Consider the following 17,261-nt stretch of genomic DNA (forward strand, 5'->3'; position numbering starts at 1 on the left):
TACAAATGAAGATTCATGAAATAAAAGAATATCGAAACTATTGGCTTGTTATCGGGGAAACAGGAAAATGGGTGGCAAAACCAATAAAGGATAGGCAACACCATGTTTGGTGGTCAGATGTCGAACAAGAGCTTCGCAATAATGGATTTCATTCTTTTTCCCAGACGAAGCAAGTAGGATGTTGGCTCTTATCTGAATATATTGAAGGAAAATGTCCGATTTATAAAGATAGAGATATTGGCATCTCTTTGATGCAGACACTTGCTCAGTTTCACAAACATGGTCAAAAGTTAAATACGCCGCCTACTCCTCAGGCGGCGTATCTCTTATCCGATCGTTTATTTGACAGACTACAAGATTTTTATCATCATTTAATCCGGCGTGAGGATAGACCTGAAAAACTGACTCATTTGATTTCTGAATATGGTTCTATTTTTTATCAACATGGAAATGAGACTTATCGTACATTATGTGCATTGGGTTTACCTTATTTAGCTTTATCATCAAGAGATCAACATATGTTGAGTCATCGGGATTTAGCAAATCACAATTGGATCGTCGATCGTAATCAACAAGTGTGGTTAATCGATTTTGAAACGGCTGAGTATGACCTGCAAATCGGAGATGTTTGGCAAATATGTTCTCGAATAATGACAGAACATCAATGGGACATTCATTTGTTGCAAGAATTAATTTGTTCTTATGAATCTGTTAAGCCATTAAAAGACTGGGAAAAACAAATACTGGCTTGTCTTTTTCGGTTTCCTAATGAGTTTCTAAGAGAGACAATTGGTATACTAGATAAGAAAGCAGGTTATGACGGGAATAAAACTATCCCCTACATTGAAATGATCGCTTCTGACTATCCTATCTGGTTACAAAGAGTAGGACAGATAAATACTTGGTTCAGGAAGGGAAAGACTCAGTAGATTCATGGATTATGTTATGATGGTGAAGACAGGCGTTCAAGGAGGATGAAAACAACAAAATGAGAGTAGGATTAGCCCAATTTCGTCCCGTATTAGGGGACTTACAGCGAAATTTAGATCTTCACTTGGAATGGATTGAAAAGGCCAAACAAAACCAAGTGGAGTTACTTTTGTTTCCAGAATTAAGTTTAACGGGATATAGTCTATTAGATCTTACCTATGATGTAGGCCGGTCTGTTTACAGTGAAGATATCAGTAAGCTAGTCGCCCTCTCAAAGAGTTTGGATATTGTATTCGGTTTTGTGGAAATAAGTGAAGATTACATCCTTTATAATTCTACCCTTTATGCAAGTAAAGGAAAAATTGTACATATTCATAGAAAAGTCTATCTTCCAACTTACGGCATGTTTGATGAAGGCAGGTATTTTGGACGTGGAGAAGTAATAAGAAGTTTTCCAACGCAGTTTGGTCAAATGGGTATTCTGATCTGTGAAGATATGTGGCACCCATCAGCTCCATATTTGCTTGCTCAAGATCGTGCGCAAATTATTTTGATCCCTTCCAATTCCCCAGCTAGGTCCCTTGACCAAAATGAAGTTGGCTCGCAGTCTTTTTGGTATGCTAATTTGGAGAATCAAGCAGCACTTGGAGGCTTGTTCATGTTGTTTTGCAATCGAGTAGGGACAGAAGATGGAGTCAGTTTTTATGGGGGATCTGCCATTGTAAATCCTTATGGAGATGAGGTTGCTCGAGCAAATAGATTAGAGGAACAATTGCTTTGTGCAAATATCGATCTAGATGAAGTTCGCCGTTCTCGTTTTGAAACACCATTACTGCGTGATGAGAATCTGGATCTTACTATCAGAGAGTTAACTCGTATTCGCCAGAGTCGGTTAGAACAGAAGAGGTGGACTTGAATATGTCGACACAATTAGAAGAGCAATTACTTGCAGCTCCTTACTTAACATTGGATGCTCCATTAGCAGTAGAAATACTGACAGCAGCATTAAAGGAAGAAGTAGAAAAGGCAGGATTTCGTAAGGTGGTTCTTGGTTTATCTGGTGGGATAGATTCTGCATTGTCTCTCTACTTAGCTGTGCGAGCATTTGGTAAAGATAGTGTTATCGCAGTCTGTATGCCTTATCGAACAAGCAGTGCTTCTAGTCTTACCGATGCAGAAGAAGCAATTTCCGATACTGGTGTTCAGTCATTGAGAGTTGACATTAGCCCGCAAATTGATGCTTATTTTGAGTTAATGCCAGAAGCAACAGCTCTTCGCAAAGGAAATAAAATGGCACGTGAGCGTATGACGATTTTATATGATTTATCTGCTCATTTCCAGGCATTAGTGATTGGGACAAGCAATCGAACAGAATTACTGCTCGGTTATGGAACGCAGTTTGGAGATTCTGCATCTGCTGTCAATCCATTGGGAGACTTGTATAAAACGCAAGTACGGCAACTTTCCAAATTTATCGGTGTTCCACGTTCTATTTTAGACAAAGCTCCTAGTGCTGATTTATGGGAAGATCAGACGGATGAAAAAGAACTTGGTTTTTCTTATTTTGATGTCGATCGATTGCTGTATCATCTGCTCGATCGCCGTTTAACGAAGGAACAATTGTTAGAACAAGGTTTTTCTAATCAATTGATTGAACAGGTAACTAAGCGGATTACACGAAATCAATATAAACGAAGAATGCCTCTGATTTTAAAGATAAGCAATCGAACAGTTGGTGTCGATTTTCGTTATCTTCGTGATTGGGGCTTATAATATCTCTAGATAAGAGCAAGTAGGAGAGGGGAATAAAATGGCAGGACATTCAAAATGGAAAAATATTCAACATCGAAAAGGACGACAAGATGCAATAAAAGGAAAAATATTTGCAAAACTGGGTAAAGAAATATACGTCGCTGCTCGTAGAGGAGATAAGGACCCAGCGAATAATAATCAATTACGTTTAGCGATAGCAAAGGCAAAATCACAAAATATGCCAAATGATAACATTGATCGGGCGATAAAAAAAGCAGCTGGAGAAGGTGATGGAAGTAATTATGAATCCATCATGTATGAAGGCTATGGTCCGGATGGAATCGCAGTTTTAGTTGAAGCGCTTACCGATAATCGAAATCGGACAGCAGCAGATGTGCGATTTGCATTTACCAAACGTAGTGGAAACTTAGGAGAATCAGGTTGTGTCTCTTGGATGTTTCATCGATATGGTGTCATTGAAATTGCCAAAGAAGATGTCTCTATAGAGGAAGAGGAAATGGAGCTTCTTTTGCTTGACTTAGATCCAGAGGATATAGAAATGACAGAAGAATCCTTTATTGTTTATGTCGTACCTGAGCGTTTAGAAGAAGTTCAGGAACAATTACAGACTGCTCATCATATCTCCATTTCTTCAGCAGATGTAATGATGATTCCGGAAAATAAGATTCATGTTAAAGGAGAAACTATTAAGAAAGTACTGGATTTGATTGAGACATTGGAAGATCACGACGATGTACAAGCAGTTTTTACTAATTTTGATGCGGATGAAGAGGAGATAGAAAAATACAGCTAGTTTCTCGTCCTATCTGCTTAGATCACTCTTTGAAGTGATCTTTTTTTAATTTTCATCGACAATTAAGTAAAAAAAATCGTATGATGATAAAACCATATGAACCGATTGGTTTAGGTTATATTAAATGGGGAATCCAGTGAGGTGTTCAGATGAAACAAACCGTCCATGATAAAATTCGTTTTTTTTATTCTTTCCTTCAATCTCCAAGACGTATTGGAAGTGTTATTCCTAGTTCTACTTATCTTGCCAGAGGAATGTTTCAATCTGTTGATTTTTCTCATATTCATTCGATTGTTGAACTTGGAGCTGGAACTGGAGTTTTCACTAAAATAATCGCAGAGAATCTTCAACCTACTACCAAAGGCCTTGTGTTTGAACAAAATAATAAAATGCGGAATAGGTTAGAGAACACCTTTCCGAATTTAAATTTCTATTCCAATGCCACTGAGTTGACAGATGTGGTAAAAACGCTGGAAGAAAAAGCGGTTGATGTCGTCATATCAAGTCTCCCATTTGCAAACTTTTCCCAGGAAATAAGAACGCAAATAGCACATGATATATATAAGGTATTAAAACCAGATGGTTTGTTAGTGGCGTTTCAATATTCCAGACAAATGAAAGCTGTTTTTGAATCATTGTTTGCAAACGTATCCACTACTTTTGTTCCTTTTAACATACCTCCAGCTTTTGTTTTTACTTGCAACAAAGTCCACCAATCATTCAAGAAAAATGCTGTCGAAGAAAATCGTTTATGGTAAAATAGCGGTGTTCGAGGATTCATGGCTTTTTTGAAAGATTCCTCACGGATGGGTTTTGGGGAGTGATCGGAATTGTCTTTTTTTGGTCGACTAGCGTGTTTTATTTTGTCGGTGGCAATTGTTTTGTCAGGTTGTTCAAACGAAGAACCTGTTAAAGCACAAAGTAAGGAGAAGTCAGTCAAGTATACCGCCGAACAATTTAGTCAATCGATGAAACTTACACAAGCAAAATCTTTACCTGTTCCACAAGTTAATATTTCCGAGTTAAAGCAAAAAGAAGCACTAGAAACGACAAAAATGCAGTACCAAACATCTTTTTATCGCGGTTCTAAATATAAGAAACAAGTAGCCCTAACTTTCGATGATGGACCTGATAACAATTATACGCCGAAAATTCTGGATATCTTAAAAAAAGAACATATCAAAGCGACCTTTTTTGTGGTTGGAACCATGGCCAAGCGCTATCCTTCTTCACTCAAGCGGATTTACGATGAAGGGCATGTGATTGGGAATCATTCTTGGAACCATCCGGTATTATCTAAATTGCCTGCACCAGCTGTTATGAAGCAAATCGAGGATACAAATAATGTAGTGACAAGCGTTATTGGCAAAACTCCTCTTTTGGTCCGTCCGCCATACGGTGCTCTGAATAAGAAATTGGAAAGTGTCGTCGGTAAAAAAGGCTATAAATTAATTTATTGGGATGTAGATACTCTGGATTGGAATCATCAATCTCCAGATAAGATTATGGCAACTGTGAAAAAAGAATTGAAGAAGGGGAGTATTATTTTACAGCACAGTGCTGGCGCACAGAGCATTCAGGCAACAGTAGATGTACTGCCAAAGCTTATCGCTTATCTGCGTAGTCAAGGTTATGAGTTTGTTACGATTGATAAGATGCTCCATTCTCCTGCATATACCAAAACTCCTATATTGGATCCCAAAAAACCGGTTGCCAAAATAAAATCAGAATCGACGAAAAGTTTTAATCATCAGAATAAATCACATGAAAAAGATTTTCCTTCTGATAAAAAGTTCAATCCGGATAAAAAGATGCAAACAACTCCTACGAATTAGGGGTTGTTTTTTTCCATCTATAAGTATTTTTGTGTTTTTGGGTAAAAATACATAGATGGAAAGGGGTTTTGCACTTGAGTAGTTCCACTCAAAAACAAGTATCTTGGGTTTTGCTGATCAAACGCGTTATTTTCATTGTCATAGGAGCTATTTTAGTTGCCTTTAGCCTAGAAATGTTAATGGTTCCGAACCGAGTTATTGATGGTGGAGTAGTTGGTATTTCCATCATGCTATCGTATTTAACCAATATCAGTCTTGGTCTTTATTTATTTATCTTAAACCTCCCATTTTTTTTATTTGGATACAAGCAAATAGGGAAAACATTTGCGATCTCTACTTTGTTTGGAGTTTTGGTGATGTCAATTGGAACGGTTCTGTTTGCAGACCATAAACCTATTACCAATGATCCTCTGCTCGCTGCAATATTTGGAGGGATTATTCTAGGTATTGGTGTTGGCTTAGTTCTTCGATACGGCGGTTCATTAGATGGAACTGAAATCTTGGCAATCTGGATCACGAGACGGATTCCATTTTCGATTGGTCAAATCGTTATGTTTTTTAATTTGTTTATTCTTGGTAGCGCAGGTTTTGTTTTTGGCAGCTGGGATCGAGCGATGTATTCACTAATTGCCTATTTTATTGCATTTAAGACCATAGATACGACGATTGAGGGCTTTGATGAAACAAAATTCGTTTGGATCATCAGTGATTTGTATAAAGAGATATCAGATGCCATATTACATAATTTAGGTAGAGGAGTAACATTTTTAAATGGAGAAGGTGCTTACACAGGTGATACAAAACGGGTTATTTTTTGCATCGTTACTCGTTTAGAAGAAGCGAAATTAAAATCAATTGTTCAAGATATAGATCAGGATGCTTTTTTCGCAATTGGAAATATACATGATGTTCATGGGAAACAATTTGTCAATAATGAAATTCACTAATGTGTCGGTTCATAGACAGGTTGGGTAGGATGGTCTAAAATGGAAAGAAGCCACCACATAGAGAGAAAGGTAAGGCAAAACCATGACTACCCAACAATCTTTTTTACAACATCTACTCAAATTATTGCTTCGATATCACCGAAGATTGGGATTAAACCAACAACAGTACATATTGTTACATAGTTGTATCCAATTTGATGATATGGATGTTCTTGTAGAAGTTACGGGTTTATCAGAGGATCAGATTATGAATTCATTGACGGAGATGGCAAATCGAAAAATAATTGCTCTTACTCCAGATAAAAATATTAATCTCCAATACCTCTATCATTTGTTGAACATGGTTGAACAAGACAATATTCCTTTCCGTGAAATTCTTATCAAAGAATATGTGAGTGAAAAAAAACACAAAACCGGGCATGTTGGTCAAGTAGAGCTAGTTCCGATGAATAGTGGTATAGCAGTTAGGCTAAGAAATGGTACTTTTTTAACGATTGCTCGATTGCGGGAATTGGCAGATGAGTTTGAGTTATTTGCTAATTCGATCAAAGAAGAAGAGATATGGAAAGTAAATTTGCAGTTATTGTCTCAAATTCATCGTGAAAAAGAGGAAACAATAGATAAAATTGTATGAAAAAGAGGAGCATGAGGAGTAAAATTGTGAAAATAATTGGAATTGATCCAGGAATAGCCATTGTTGGTTATTCCGTTTTAACGAGACGGGGAAATAAACTTCACCCTATCGACTATGGTAGTATAGAAACACCTGCGGGCATGCCGACACCTAAACGATTGAAAGAAGTATATGATGCAGCGAAACATTTATTTCAACTTCATCAGCCTGATGTCATAGCAATTGAAAAACTTTTTTTTAATCGAAACGTTACCAATGCATTTACGGTTAGTGCCGCCCGAGGAGTAATTATGCTTGCGGCAGAAGAGTGTAATATTGTTATAACCGAGTACACACCTTTGCAGGTTAAAATGGCGGTTACCGGATTTGGAAAAGCGGAGAAGAGTCAAGTACAAAAGATGGTTCAACGATTGCTTCATCTCCCTGCGATCCCAAAACCAGATGATGTAGCGGACGCACTAGCTATTGCAATTTGCGAAGTACATGCTGGATCGAGATAAGGGAGAGTTGAGATAGAGATGATTGAACGATTACGTGGGGAAATTTTTTTAGTAAACAGCGATTATATCGGTGTTGATGTTCAAGGTATTGGTTACCAAGTTTATGTAGTAAACCCTTATCAGTTTGAAGAGGGAGCTGCTAGTATCGTTTATATTCATCATGTGGTGAGAGAAGATGCTTCATTGCTCTATGGATTTGCAGTTCAGGAAGAGCGAGATTTGTTTCGTTCCTTGTTAGCCGTATCTGGAGTTGGCCCAAAAGCAGCTTTGGGGATATTATCTGCAGGTACACCTGCTCAAATTGTATCGGCAATTCAAGCTGAAAATGTTGCATTTTTAACAAAGCTTCCGGGAATAGGGAAGAAAACAGCTGCTAGATTAATCTTGGATCTTAAAGATAAACTAGCGCATTGGATGCCCAAAACAATCGAAATATCCACGCAAACCATTGTTCCTGAATCCAATGATCGAGAAATCGTAATCGACGCGTTAACGGGACTAGGTTATGATGAGAAAGAAGCAGCACAATTAGCAAACAACAGTTTTGAGGAAAATCAATCTGTAGAAGCTTGGATAAGAGCAGCATTGAGGCAAAAGGGGTGAGTGATTTGGAGGAGCGGATTATTTCCGCTAAATTAGCCATGGAAGAAGAGCAAGTGGAGTTTAGCCTTCGACCGAGGTTTTTAAGAGAATACATAGGGCAGTCTCATGCAAAAGAAAATCTGAAGATTTACATTGAGGCTGCAAAACAACGAAACGAATCACTCGATCATGTGTTATTGTATGGCCCTCCTGGATTAGGGAAAACGACATTATCTCATATCATAGCAAATGAAATGGAAGCTAATATCCGCACTACTTCTGGTCCTGCAATTGAGAGACCAGGCGATTTAGCGGCAATCTTAACTAATTTAGAAGCGAATGATGTTTTGTTTATCGATGAGATTCACCGATTAAATCGATCAGTAGAAGAAGTATTATATCCTGCGATGGAAGATTTTGCGCTTGATATTATAATCGGTAAAGGCCCGAGTGCAAGGACAGTACGCCTTGATTTACCCCCATTTACACTAGTTGGGGCGACGACAAGGGCAGGCTCTCTGTCTGCTCCGCTGCGCGACCGATTTGGAGTTGTCAGCAGGCTTGAATTTTACACAGAAGAAGAGTTATCCTTAATATTGCTTCGGACTGCTGATTTGCTTCAAGTTGGGATGAATGAGGAAGGTGCAGCTGAATTAGCTACTCGTTCAAGAGGAACTCCGCGCGTTGCAAATCGATTGCTCAAACGTGTACGTGACTATGTACAGGTTGAAGGTGATGGATTTATCAGTAGGGATGCAGCAGTTAGCGCATTGGATCGGATGCAGGTGGATAAAATGGGATTAGATCAGTTGGATCATCGATTACTCAAATCGATCCTTTCCAATTTTCGAGGTGGCCCAGTAGGTTTGGAAACCATTGCAGCTACTATTGGAGAAGAAAGTCACACAGTGGAAGACGTATTAGAGCCATACTTGATGCAGCTAGGCTTTTTAGAGCGTACTCCACGCGGGAGAATGGTTACGAAACAATGTGCCGATTACTTAGGTATGAAATGGCCTAAGTCTACGTAAAAACAGAGGCTTATGCCTCTTTTCTTTTTGGAGTTGATCGTGATGGATGTATCTATGTTTGATTATGATTTGCCAAGTGAACTTATTGCCCAAAAACCGATAGATGATCGTACAGCTTCTCGTCTGATGGTTGTCGATAAAAGGACAGGTGAGTTAGAGCATGCTACATTTCGAGATCTGCCTTCCTACCTTCAAAAAGGTGATCTATTGATTTTAAATAACAGTCGTGTCCGGCATGCAAGGCTTCTTGGAGTAAAAATCGAAACAGGTGCGAAAGTGGAGTTGTTATTATTAAAGCCCCTCGGTGATGATCGATGGGAAGCGCTAGTAAAACCTGCTAAACGTATGAAACCTGGTGCAATTGTGCAATTTGGTGATGGAGAACTCAGAGCGATTGCAGTTTCTCCAACGGATATAGCTGGGGGATGGATTTTTCAACTAGTGTATGAGGGAGATGTGGAACAGCTATTTCAGAAATTAGGACAAATGCCACTGCCTCCTTATATTCGGGAGCGACTTGAGGATAGTGAGCGATATCAAACGGTTTATTCGCAAGAAATCGGTTCTGCAGCTGCACCTACAGCAGGTTTACATTTTACTGAGGAATTACTTCGGGAATTGGAGGCAAAAGGAGTAGAGATTGGTTATGTGACGTTGCATGTAGGATTAGGGACATTTCGGCCAGTAGCAGTGGAACAAGTGGAAAACCATACGATGCATGCGGAATATTATGAGTTATCGCATGAGGTAGCTGAGCTGATAAAAAAGGCTAAACAAGATGGTCGAAGAATTGTTGCTGTTGGAACCACAACCGTTCGTACGTTAGAAACAATCGGCAATCATTTAGATGGAATTAGGGAAACTAACGGCTGGACAGACATTTTTATTTATCCAGGATATAAGTTTCAAGTGGTAGATGCGATGATCACTAATTTTCACCTTCCTAAATCTACTTTGTTAATGCTCGTAAGTGCTTTTAGCACACGAAATATCATGATGCAAGCATATAAGAAAGCAGTAGAAAGGGAATATCGCTTTTTTAGTTTTGGGGATGCCATGTTGATCAAGTAAAATGGTGGTTGAGCAGCAGAAGCTTTGGTGTATAATGGATATTGTGTATTTCAACAAGTGATGTGAGAAAGGAACAGGAACATTGGCTGTTCGTTACGAATTAATTAAAGTATGTGAGCAATCTGGTGCGAGATTGGGAAAACTACATACTCCACATGGTACAATTGATACACCTATTTTCATGCCCGTCGGAACACTGGCTACCGTGAAAACGATGAGTCCTGAAGAGTTAGTCGGGATGGAAGCACAGATTATTTTAAGTAATACATATCACCTTTTTTTGCGCCCAGGCCATGAGATCGTGCAAACAGCTGGAGGACTCCATCGCTTTATGAATTGGGATCGTCCCATTTTGACAGATAGCGGTGGTTTCCAAGTCTTTAGTTTGAGTAATCTGCGAAAAATTTCCGAAGAAGGGGTAGAATTTCGTTCTCACTTAAGTGGAGAAAAATTGTTTTTGTCCCCCGAAAGAGTGATGGAGATCGAAAACGCACTCGGAGCAGATATTATGATGGCATTTGATGAGTGTGCACCTTATCCTGCGGAGAGAAAGTATGTGGAAGACTCTGTAGCATTGACTTATCGTTGGGCGAAACGTTGTAAAGAAGCACATAAACGTCCAGAAGATCAAGCACTCTTTGGGATTGTACAAGGCGGAATGTATGCCGATTTACGAAAACAAAGTGCAGAGCAATTAGTCGAGCTCGATTTTCCCGGCTATGGTATCGGTGGATTGAGTGTAGGAGAATCCAAAGAACTTATGTATGAGACATTGGAAGTAACTACTCCACTTTTACCAGTGAATAAACCACGCTATTTGATGGGTGTGGGTTCCCCTGATGCATTGATCCAAGGCTCTATTCTTGGAGTGGATATGTTTGATTGTGTTCTTCCTACGAGAATAGCCAGAAATGGGACAACGATGACAAGCCAAGGTAGATTGGTGATTCGTAATGCAAAATATGAACGGGATTTTGGACCGCTTGACCCTGCTTGTGATTGTTATACTTGTCGTAATTATTCTCGTGCATATTTACGTCATCTGCTCAAAGCAGATGAGACGTTTGGGTTACGATTGACGACCTACCATAACCTGTATTTCTTATTAAACTTAATGAAGCAAGTAAGAAAAGCGATTATGGAAGATCGATTACTCGATTTTCAAAAAGAATTTATGATCCAATATTATGGATCTCTAAATCCAACAAAAGCATTTTAGGGAGGAAACTTGATGACCAGTTCTTCATGGAGTATTGTGTATATCGTAGTGATGTTTGCGCTACTTTACTTTGTATTGATTCGCCCACAAAATAAACAGCGTAAAGAACAATCACAACTGCTTTCTGCTTTGAAAAAGGGAGATAAAGTAGTTACAATTGGTGGACTTCATGGTTCTATTGTTGATTTAAATGAGCAACGAGTAACTCTAAAAGTTAGTGATACTACTAGACTTGTATTTGAGCGTGGCGCAATCAAATCCAAAGTTTCGGAAGATACACCAGTAGCATCTGAGAAAAAAGAAAAAGTAGAAGAAACACCCATTGAGACCAAAGAAATCACAACTGAACCTACAGAAACAAAAGAAGAAGCGAAAGAGTCCAAATAGGCTCTCTCGCTTTTTTTATCTTGATGTATTTACCCCGAATATTCCACCTAAGGCACCGATTCCAAATGCAAATATTCCAAAGACGAGTGGATCAACTCGCATACTAGTGTCAAATGCGAGAAATGCTATCAGCCAAATAAATAAGGTATAAATGATCCCTTGAAGACCACCGTAATACCAACCCTTTTTTCTTGAACGTTTTCCTGATACAAATCCCGCAGATAAGAGAGCAATTGCATTTATGCAGAAGGTAATGGGAGGTAAGCTGCTCGTTTCCAGGCTAGTAAATCGGAGAAACAAAGCAGTAATCAGAGATAATCCGACAATAAAAGCCCATAGTATCATTTGTCCTGCCACCATTGGTGAATGCCATCCAGTGCGTAAGATATCTTTCATAAGGTCGAACCTCCTAGATATTCTTGGTACAACCTATGGAAAAAAGGTTTCTTTTATGACCATTTTTTCTCATAGAAACTTGGGATCAGGTAAAAATAGTAAAGGACATGAGTGGAAAAGGGAGCAATTTACTATGTTGAGCTTGATCCTCCGAACAACTTTTATCTACTTTTTTATTTTGTTGATGATGCGTTTGATGGGAAAAAGAGAAATAGGAAAATTATCCGTGTTTGATTTGATCGTCTCCTTTATGCTCGCTGACCTATCTGCGATGATAATAGAAGATAAAAAGTTAGAAATTATTAATGGGGTTACTCCAATTGTTACAATAGTTACACTTCAGATCTTGCTCTCTTTTATCATGTTGAAAAATAAAAGTGTTCGCAAACTGATTGATGGGGAGCCAACAGTCATTGTGCAACATGGTCAAATATTAGATCGTGTTATGGCGAAAAGTAGATATAATTTAGATGATTTAATGATGCAGCTAAGAGAAAAAAATATATCCAATATCAGCGATGTAGAGTATGCCATCTTAGAGACATCAGGAAAATTAAGTGTTTTTCCTAAAGTAGGAAAAACAGCAGTGACAAAAGAAGATATGAAACTAAAAAATCTACAGACCTTTCATCCTCCTGTTCCAGTTGTACTCGAAGGAAAAGTTTTAGAAGATGGATTACAACAGATCGGTCAAAATCGTTTTTGGCTAAAAAAAGAACTGCGTAAAAAAGGTTATAAAGAATTGTCAGATATCTTTTATGTCAGTGTGAATTATGAAGGTAAGCTATTTATTGATGCAAAAGACAAAAAACATTAGCTGGGCAATACTTTGGCAATCCATTTACCTACATAAGGAATTCGATTTACATCTGTCTTTCGAACAAGACTGAAAAGTAACAAGCAAATAAAATAGATACCAAAACTGCTAATACTAGTTAAGAGTACTTTTTGCAGCAATGGTGTGCCTTCTTGCTGGATTAAATAATAAGCAACTGCACCCATAGTTATCACTGAAAAAGTTAGTTTCGAAATGGGTCTTAGATGTAAAGAAATTGGCACATATTTTAAAATGCTGATAAAGTGAAGTCCTGTGACTAAAATAATTCCTATATTAATAGCGATAGCTACTCCATCAATACCTAGAGAGGGTCTTGAAGCGAGTAAAAAGATAAGTGGAATCTTTAAAATTGCGCCAATAATCGAATTTCGCATGGCAATATTTGCTTTATCTAATCCTTGCAGGACTGATGCAAATGGACCTTGCAAATAATGAATAAATGACACAGGTGCGATGATATAAATCATATGTGCGATCTCTTTTTTGTGGTAGAGTAATATAGACAATGGTTCAGCTAAAATCAGAATAAAAACGGTACAAGGAGCTCCAATTAAAAGGGAGAGGCGAATTGCTTGTTGTAGTCGATGTTCGATAAGTTTTGGTTGATTTTGAGCAGCTGCCTCACTTATAGCTGGCACGAGTGATACGGTTAAGGCATAGGTGATAAAAGTTGGAAAGAAAATGAGGGGTATTGCCATTCCTTCCAATCGACCATAAAGAGCAGTGGCGACAGATGTAGCGATTCCAGCGATAGCGAGACTCTGGGCAACTACAATAGGTTCTAACGCATAGGAGAGAGAACCTATCATTCTACTCAGTGTAACTGGAACAGAAACACGTAAGACTTCTTTCAGACTTCTCATAAGGTGTTTTGGTTTTTGAAACAAGGTGAGAGGTACATACTTTTCATCTCTTCGATAACTGATATAAATGTAGATCATCCCTACAAATTCTCCTACTACCATCCCTAACATTGCTCCAGCAGCAGCATATGCAATTCCATATGGCAATAAATATTGTGCTAGAAAAATAACAGTAAATATTCTTACCATCTGCTCTGCGATTTGTGCAATTGCATAAGGGCTCATATTTTGTCGACCTTGAAAATAACCTCGAAAGATCGAAGATATAGCGATAATAGGGATAACAGGTGTTATGGCTAACAGAGTATAGATCGTCCTGCCATCTGTGAGTAACACATGTGCAATTTTAGATGCCCCAAAAAAAATAGAAATGGCAATGATTACACTGGTGATCAATACGATAAAGATTGATACAATAAGTATTGCTGGAACACGATCTTCTTCTCCTCGTGCTTCCGCTTCTGAAATCAATTTTGAGATAGCTACAGGAATACCTGCTGTAGTAACTACTACAGCGAAGATTAAAATAGGAAAAACCATTTGGAACAATCCCATTCCCTCATCTCCAATAATCCGAGATAAGGCAATGCGATATACAAAACCTAGTATTTTAGTGATAAATCCAGCCCCAACTAGGATAATGGTTCCATAGAGAAAACCTTGTTTGGTCATAAGCCTCCCCTTCTCGTTCACAGATCCTTTGTAAAATTTGTATGCCTTGTCCGTTGGTTCCATGTCTGAAAGTTATCCATTAGCAGGAAGCGACATGATAGATGTCGAATTTTTGCGATAGTAGATAGAGAGAAAGGATGAAAAAAATGGCAAAAGCATTAAGAGCAGTTAGTATGAAACGAAACCGTACCGATGTCGAATTATTGACAGAACAAGAGTTGAAAAATTGTATAGAAGATTTATGTGATAGTAAAGCAGATGAATTTCGTATGTATGGATATGAAGATGTGACTGGGGAACAAATTTGGGCATGTGTATCAGAAGGATATCGCCGTGGTTGGCCAAGATTAAATCGTCTTGTAAATGATATTATGTCTTTAAAAGCAAATCGGTTTATGAACTGGCTGATGTTAAGTGTTTATAAAGCTGATTAGCCTAAAAATTTATGCGACTCGCTTGAGTCGCTCTTTTTCGTACATAAGTAATAGTATATTTTTGTATGTTTGACAACGTTATTCTTCTGCTGGGATAATGGAATTGTAATTTTTTGCAGACAATGTTTTTATGAGAGATGAAGGAGTATGAAGGATGAGAGTAAAACGCGGTAAAATAGTGATATTTGTCCTCCTTACTGTAATCATTCTCGGAACTGTTTTGTCCACAACCGAAACAATCTGGGGTAGGATTACCAAAGGATTAGACTTACAGGGAGGATTTGAAGTACTTTATCAAGCTGCTCCCAACCAAAAAGTAAATACAGATATCTTGAACCAAACAGCGAGTGCGATCCGGAATCGGATTGATATCTTAGGCGTTACAGAGCCGGATATAACCATTGAGCCCCCCAATCGAATCCGTGTACAAATAGCCGGAGTCAAGGATCAGAAAAAAGCTCGTGATATTATTGGAAAGCCAGCACAATTGACTTTTCGTGACCCTACTGGAAAGAAAGTGTTACTAAAAGGAACAGATTTAAAACCAGGTAGTGCCAAAGTGGGTTATGATTCGAACAATCAGCCGCTCGTAGAAATTCAACTTACAGATGCTAAGAAATTTGAGGCGATTACTCGTAAATACATAGGGCAGCCAATGCCCATCTACTTAGATGAAAATGAGTTGAGTGCTCCGACTATCGTGCAAGCGATACCAGGGGGACGAGCTACTATCAGTGGACAAGAGACGGTAGACAAAGCTCAAGATTTAGCAAGTCTGCTAAATGCAGGAGCACTGCCTATTAAGCTCACAGAGGTTCAAAGTTATGCAGTAGATGCAAGTTTAGGGGAAGAGGCATTAAAAGATAGTTTGAAAGCAGGTGCCTATGCGATTTTAGCTATATTTATTTTTGTGATCGGTTATTATCGCTTACCAGGTCTAGTAGCCGTTATTACTTTGATTGCATACGGTTATCTTGTGCTGTTGGTTTTTGATGCGTTAAATATGACCTTAACCTTGCCAGGGCTAGCTGCCTTTATATTAGGAATTGGGATAGCAGTCGATGCTAATATCATTATGAATGAACGCATAAGAGAAGAACTGCGGCATGGAAAGAGTGTTCGTGCTTCAGTGAAAACGGGATCTAGACGTTCTTTCCTAACTATTATTGATGCTCACGTGACCACGATTGTTGCATCTTTGTTACTCTTTTACTTTGGAACAGCTGCAGTAAAAGGATTTTCTGTATCCCTCATGGCTGGGATCATCGTAAGTTTATTAACAGCAGTAGCATTATCAAGAATCATGGTAAATTTATTGGTTAAATCTAATCTGATGAACAAGCCTAGCTGGTTTAATGTGAAAGAGGATGAGATTAGTGACTTATAACATAGATTTTGTAGGAAAACGGAAATTGTTTTTTGGTATCTCGATTCTCCTGATTGTTGCAGGAATTGTCTCTTTGTTTGTACAACAGTTAAATTTGGGGATAGATTTTGTAAGCGGAACGAGATTGGATATTTCCATTGGTAAAACAGTGAATATCAATGAATCTAAAAACATACTTACCAAGCTCGGATATCAAAATCCGAATGCACGAGTGGGTGGGAAAAAATCAGATATACTCATTTTTCGTACTTCTGAAACGATAAATCCTGCCAAAGTAGCTGAAATAACCTCTGCTTTTAACAAAGCATTTAAAACAAAAGTTAGTGTTCAATCGCAAGTTGTAGATCCTATCATTGGTCGTGAATTGGCGAGAAACGCGATTATCGCTACTTTGCTTGCATGTGTGGCTATTGTTATTTATGTGTCTATTCGGTTTGAACACCGATTTGCTATAGCAGCTGTTATTACGTTGTTTTATGATGCATTGTTCACAATTGGTATCTTCTCCATTTTTCAAATCGAGGTTGATGTTGTGTTTATTGCAGCTATCCTGACAATTATTGGATACTCCATCAACGATACGATCGTTATCTTCGATCGAATTCGTGAAAACTATGATCGTCAGCAGCCTAAAAAATGGGAAGATCTAGCATCCATGGTCAATGAAAGTATTCGACAAACATTAGTTCGTTCTATTAATACAGTTGTTACTGTTCTCTTAGCGGCATTGGCTTTGGTTCTGCTAGGAGGGGAGAGTATTCGCAATTTCTCCTTAGCTCTTATACTAGGTTTGGTTTCGGGAGCATATTCATCCATTTTCATCGCAAGTCAAATATGGATCGTATGGACATGGAAATCAATTCAAAAGAAAGTGTCATCCTCTGCATAGAGACTGCTTGTTTCAGCATTTTAGAGAAAAAATGATCGGTAGAGATAAACCGCGAACTTCGCGGTTTTATCATTGTTCAA

Annotated in this window: 20 protein-coding genes; 18 read left to right on the forward strand and 2 right to left on the reverse strand. The window is 38.4% G+C overall.

What is annotated here, in order from left to right:
• The first annotated feature begins 5 nt into the window (after nucleotides 1-5).
• The 14 genes from AC5WOF_RS08830 to yajC all read left to right on the forward strand — a co-directional run bounded on the left by AC5WOF_RS08830 (nucleotide 6) and on the right by yajC (nucleotide 11,702).
• Nucleotides 6-929, forward strand: coding sequence for a phosphotransferase (locus AC5WOF_RS08830; protein ID WP_496049598.1), 924 nt, complete (start codon nucleotides 6-8; stop codon nucleotides 927-929).
• A 59-nt stretch (nucleotides 930-988) separates the two neighbouring features.
• Nucleotides 989-1,846, forward strand: a complete 858-nt coding sequence (locus tag AC5WOF_RS08835) for a nitrilase-related carbon-nitrogen hydrolase (RefSeq protein ID WP_496049599.1) — start codon at nucleotides 989-991, stop codon at nucleotides 1,844-1,846.
• A 2-nt stretch (nucleotides 1,847-1,848) separates the two neighbouring features.
• On the forward strand, nucleotides 1,849-2,703 hold the full coding sequence (locus AC5WOF_RS08840) for an NAD+ synthase (protein WP_496049600.1): 855 nt from the start codon (nucleotides 1,849-1,851) through the stop codon (nucleotides 2,701-2,703).
• 37 nt (nucleotides 2,704-2,740) lie between these two features.
• Entirely contained in the window at nucleotides 2,741-3,496 is a 756-nt protein-coding gene (locus tag AC5WOF_RS08845) for a YebC/PmpR family DNA-binding transcriptional regulator (protein ID WP_496049601.1), read from the forward strand.
• A gap of 149 nt (nucleotides 3,497-3,645) precedes the next feature.
• Nucleotides 3,646-4,254: a class I SAM-dependent methyltransferase gene (locus AC5WOF_RS08850; RefSeq protein ID WP_496049602.1), complete on the forward strand. Its 609-nt coding sequence runs from the start codon at nucleotides 3,646-3,648 to the stop codon at nucleotides 4,252-4,254.
• A 72-nt stretch (nucleotides 4,255-4,326) separates the two neighbouring features.
• Nucleotides 4,327-5,331 carry a polysaccharide deacetylase family protein gene (locus AC5WOF_RS08855; RefSeq protein ID WP_496049603.1) on the forward strand — a complete coding sequence of 335 codons (1,005 nt, stop codon included), beginning with the start codon at nucleotides 4,327-4,329 and terminating at the stop codon, nucleotides 5,329-5,331.
• A gap of 74 nt (nucleotides 5,332-5,405) precedes the next feature.
• A complete protein-coding gene (locus AC5WOF_RS08860) occupies nucleotides 5,406-6,278 on the forward strand; it encodes a YitT family protein (RefSeq protein ID WP_496049604.1) in 873 nt (290 codons plus the stop codon).
• Nucleotides 6,279-6,360: 82 nt separating this feature from the next.
• On the forward strand, nucleotides 6,361-6,912 hold the full coding sequence (locus AC5WOF_RS08865) for a hypothetical protein (RefSeq protein ID WP_496049605.1): 552 nt from the start codon (nucleotides 6,361-6,363) through the stop codon (nucleotides 6,910-6,912).
• A gap of 26 nt (nucleotides 6,913-6,938) precedes the next feature.
• Nucleotides 6,939-7,412 carry a crossover junction endodeoxyribonuclease RuvC gene (gene ruvC / locus AC5WOF_RS08870; protein WP_496049606.1) on the forward strand — a complete coding sequence of 158 codons (474 nt, stop codon included), beginning with the start codon at nucleotides 6,939-6,941 and terminating at the stop codon, nucleotides 7,410-7,412.
• 18 nt (nucleotides 7,413-7,430) lie between these two features.
• Entirely contained in the window at nucleotides 7,431-8,015 is a 585-nt protein-coding gene (gene ruvA / locus AC5WOF_RS08875) for a Holliday junction branch migration protein RuvA (protein ID WP_496049607.1), read from the forward strand.
• 5 nt (nucleotides 8,016-8,020) lie between these two features.
• Nucleotides 8,021-9,025: a Holliday junction branch migration DNA helicase RuvB gene (ruvB, locus tag AC5WOF_RS08880; RefSeq protein ID WP_496049954.1), complete on the forward strand. Its 1,005-nt coding sequence runs from the start codon at nucleotides 8,021-8,023 to the stop codon at nucleotides 9,023-9,025.
• A gap of 42 nt (nucleotides 9,026-9,067) precedes the next feature.
• Nucleotides 9,068-10,096 (forward strand): tRNA preQ1(34) S-adenosylmethionine ribosyltransferase-isomerase QueA, encoded by a 1,029-nt coding sequence (queA, locus tag AC5WOF_RS08885; protein WP_496049608.1) that lies wholly within the window; start codon nucleotides 9,068-9,070, stop codon nucleotides 10,094-10,096.
• A gap of 82 nt (nucleotides 10,097-10,178) precedes the next feature.
• A complete protein-coding gene (gene tgt, locus AC5WOF_RS08890; protein ID WP_496049609.1) occupies nucleotides 10,179-11,315 on the forward strand; it encodes a tRNA guanosine(34) transglycosylase Tgt in 1,137 nt (378 codons plus the stop codon).
• 12 nt (nucleotides 11,316-11,327) lie between these two features.
• A complete protein-coding gene (gene yajC / locus AC5WOF_RS08895; protein WP_496049610.1) occupies nucleotides 11,328-11,702 on the forward strand; it encodes a preprotein translocase subunit YajC in 375 nt (124 codons plus the stop codon).
• Between the two features lie 15 nt (nucleotides 11,703-11,717).
• On the opposite strand, the gene AC5WOF_RS08900 is transcribed toward yajC, so the two are convergent.
• Complete coding sequence (locus AC5WOF_RS08900) at nucleotides 11,718-12,098, reverse strand: TIGR04086 family membrane protein (protein WP_240873911.1); 381 nt, start codon at nucleotides 12,096-12,098, stop codon at nucleotides 11,718-11,720.
• Nucleotides 12,099-12,231: 133 nt separating this feature from the next.
• On the opposite strand from AC5WOF_RS08900, the gene AC5WOF_RS08905 reads away from it, so the two are divergent.
• Nucleotides 12,232-12,915 (forward strand): DUF421 domain-containing protein, encoded by a 684-nt coding sequence (locus AC5WOF_RS08905; RefSeq protein ID WP_496049611.1) that lies wholly within the window; start codon nucleotides 12,232-12,234, stop codon nucleotides 12,913-12,915.
• On the opposite strand, the gene spoVB is transcribed toward AC5WOF_RS08905, so the two are convergent.
• Nucleotides 12,912-14,471, reverse strand: a complete 1,560-nt coding sequence (gene spoVB, locus AC5WOF_RS08910) for a stage V sporulation protein B (protein WP_496049612.1) — start codon at nucleotides 14,469-14,471, stop codon at nucleotides 12,912-12,914. The two genes, AC5WOF_RS08905 and spoVB, sit on opposite strands and share 4 nt — an antisense overlap.
• A gap of 146 nt (nucleotides 14,472-14,617) precedes the next feature.
• On the opposite strand from spoVB, the gene AC5WOF_RS08915 reads away from it, so the two are divergent.
• From AC5WOF_RS08915 to secF, 3 genes are all read left to right on the forward strand, one after another.
• A complete protein-coding gene (locus AC5WOF_RS08915; protein WP_496049613.1) occupies nucleotides 14,618-14,905 on the forward strand; it encodes a post-transcriptional regulator in 288 nt (95 codons plus the stop codon).
• Between the two features lie 154 nt (nucleotides 14,906-15,059).
• Entirely contained in the window at nucleotides 15,060-16,292 is a 1,233-nt protein-coding gene (gene secD / locus AC5WOF_RS08920) for a protein translocase subunit SecD (protein WP_496049614.1), read from the forward strand.
• Entirely contained in the window at nucleotides 16,282-17,181 is a 900-nt protein-coding gene (gene secF, locus AC5WOF_RS08925) for a protein translocase subunit SecF (protein WP_496049615.1), read from the forward strand. The genes secD and secF overlap by 11 nt, the downstream gene beginning before the upstream one ends.
• Nucleotides 17,182-17,261 lie beyond the last annotated feature (80 nt).

The organism is Shimazuella sp. NTD250 (assembly GCF_059510375.1).

What these genes read in the sequence shown, in the direction of transcription:
- AC5WOF_RS08830 (WP_496049598.1), top strand. Translation starts at nt 6, where the DNA reads ATGAAGATTCATGAAATAAAAGAATATCGAAACTATTGGCTTGTTATC.
- AC5WOF_RS08835 (WP_496049599.1), top strand. Translation starts at nt 989, where the DNA reads ATGAGAGTAGGATTAGCCCAATTTCGTCCCGTATTAGGGGACTTACAG.
- AC5WOF_RS08840 (WP_496049600.1), top strand. Translation starts at nt 1,849, where the DNA reads ATGTCGACACAATTAGAAGAGCAATTACTTGCAGCTCCTTACTTAACA.
- AC5WOF_RS08845 (WP_496049601.1), top strand. Translation starts at nt 2,741, where the DNA reads ATGGCAGGACATTCAAAATGGAAAAATATTCAACATCGAAAAGGACGA.
- AC5WOF_RS08850 (WP_496049602.1), top strand. Translation starts at nt 3,646, where the DNA reads ATGAAACAAACCGTCCATGATAAAATTCGTTTTTTTTATTCTTTCCTT.
- AC5WOF_RS08865 (WP_496049605.1), top strand. Translation starts at nt 6,361, where the DNA reads ATGACTACCCAACAATCTTTTTTACAACATCTACTCAAATTATTGCTT.
- ruvA (WP_496049607.1), top strand. Translation starts at nt 7,431, where the DNA reads ATGATTGAACGATTACGTGGGGAAATTTTTTTAGTAAACAGCGATTAT.
- queA (WP_496049608.1), top strand. Translation starts at nt 9,068, where the DNA reads ATGGATGTATCTATGTTTGATTATGATTTGCCAAGTGAACTTATTGCC.
- yajC (WP_496049610.1), top strand. Translation starts at nt 11,328, where the DNA reads ATGACCAGTTCTTCATGGAGTATTGTGTATATCGTAGTGATGTTTGCG.
- AC5WOF_RS08900 (WP_240873911.1), bottom strand. Translation starts at nt 12,098, where the DNA reads ATGAAAGATATCTTACGCACTGGATGGCATTCACCAATGGTGGCAGGA.
- AC5WOF_RS08905 (WP_496049611.1), top strand. Translation starts at nt 12,232, where the DNA reads ATGTTGAGCTTGATCCTCCGAACAACTTTTATCTACTTTTTTATTTTG.
- spoVB (WP_496049612.1), bottom strand. Translation starts at nt 14,471, where the DNA reads ATGACCAAACAAGGTTTTCTCTATGGAACCATTATCCTAGTTGGGGCT.
- AC5WOF_RS08915 (WP_496049613.1), top strand. Translation starts at nt 14,618, where the DNA reads ATGGCAAAAGCATTAAGAGCAGTTAGTATGAAACGAAACCGTACCGAT.
- secD (WP_496049614.1), top strand. Translation starts at nt 15,060, where the DNA reads ATGAGAGTAAAACGCGGTAAAATAGTGATATTTGTCCTCCTTACTGTA.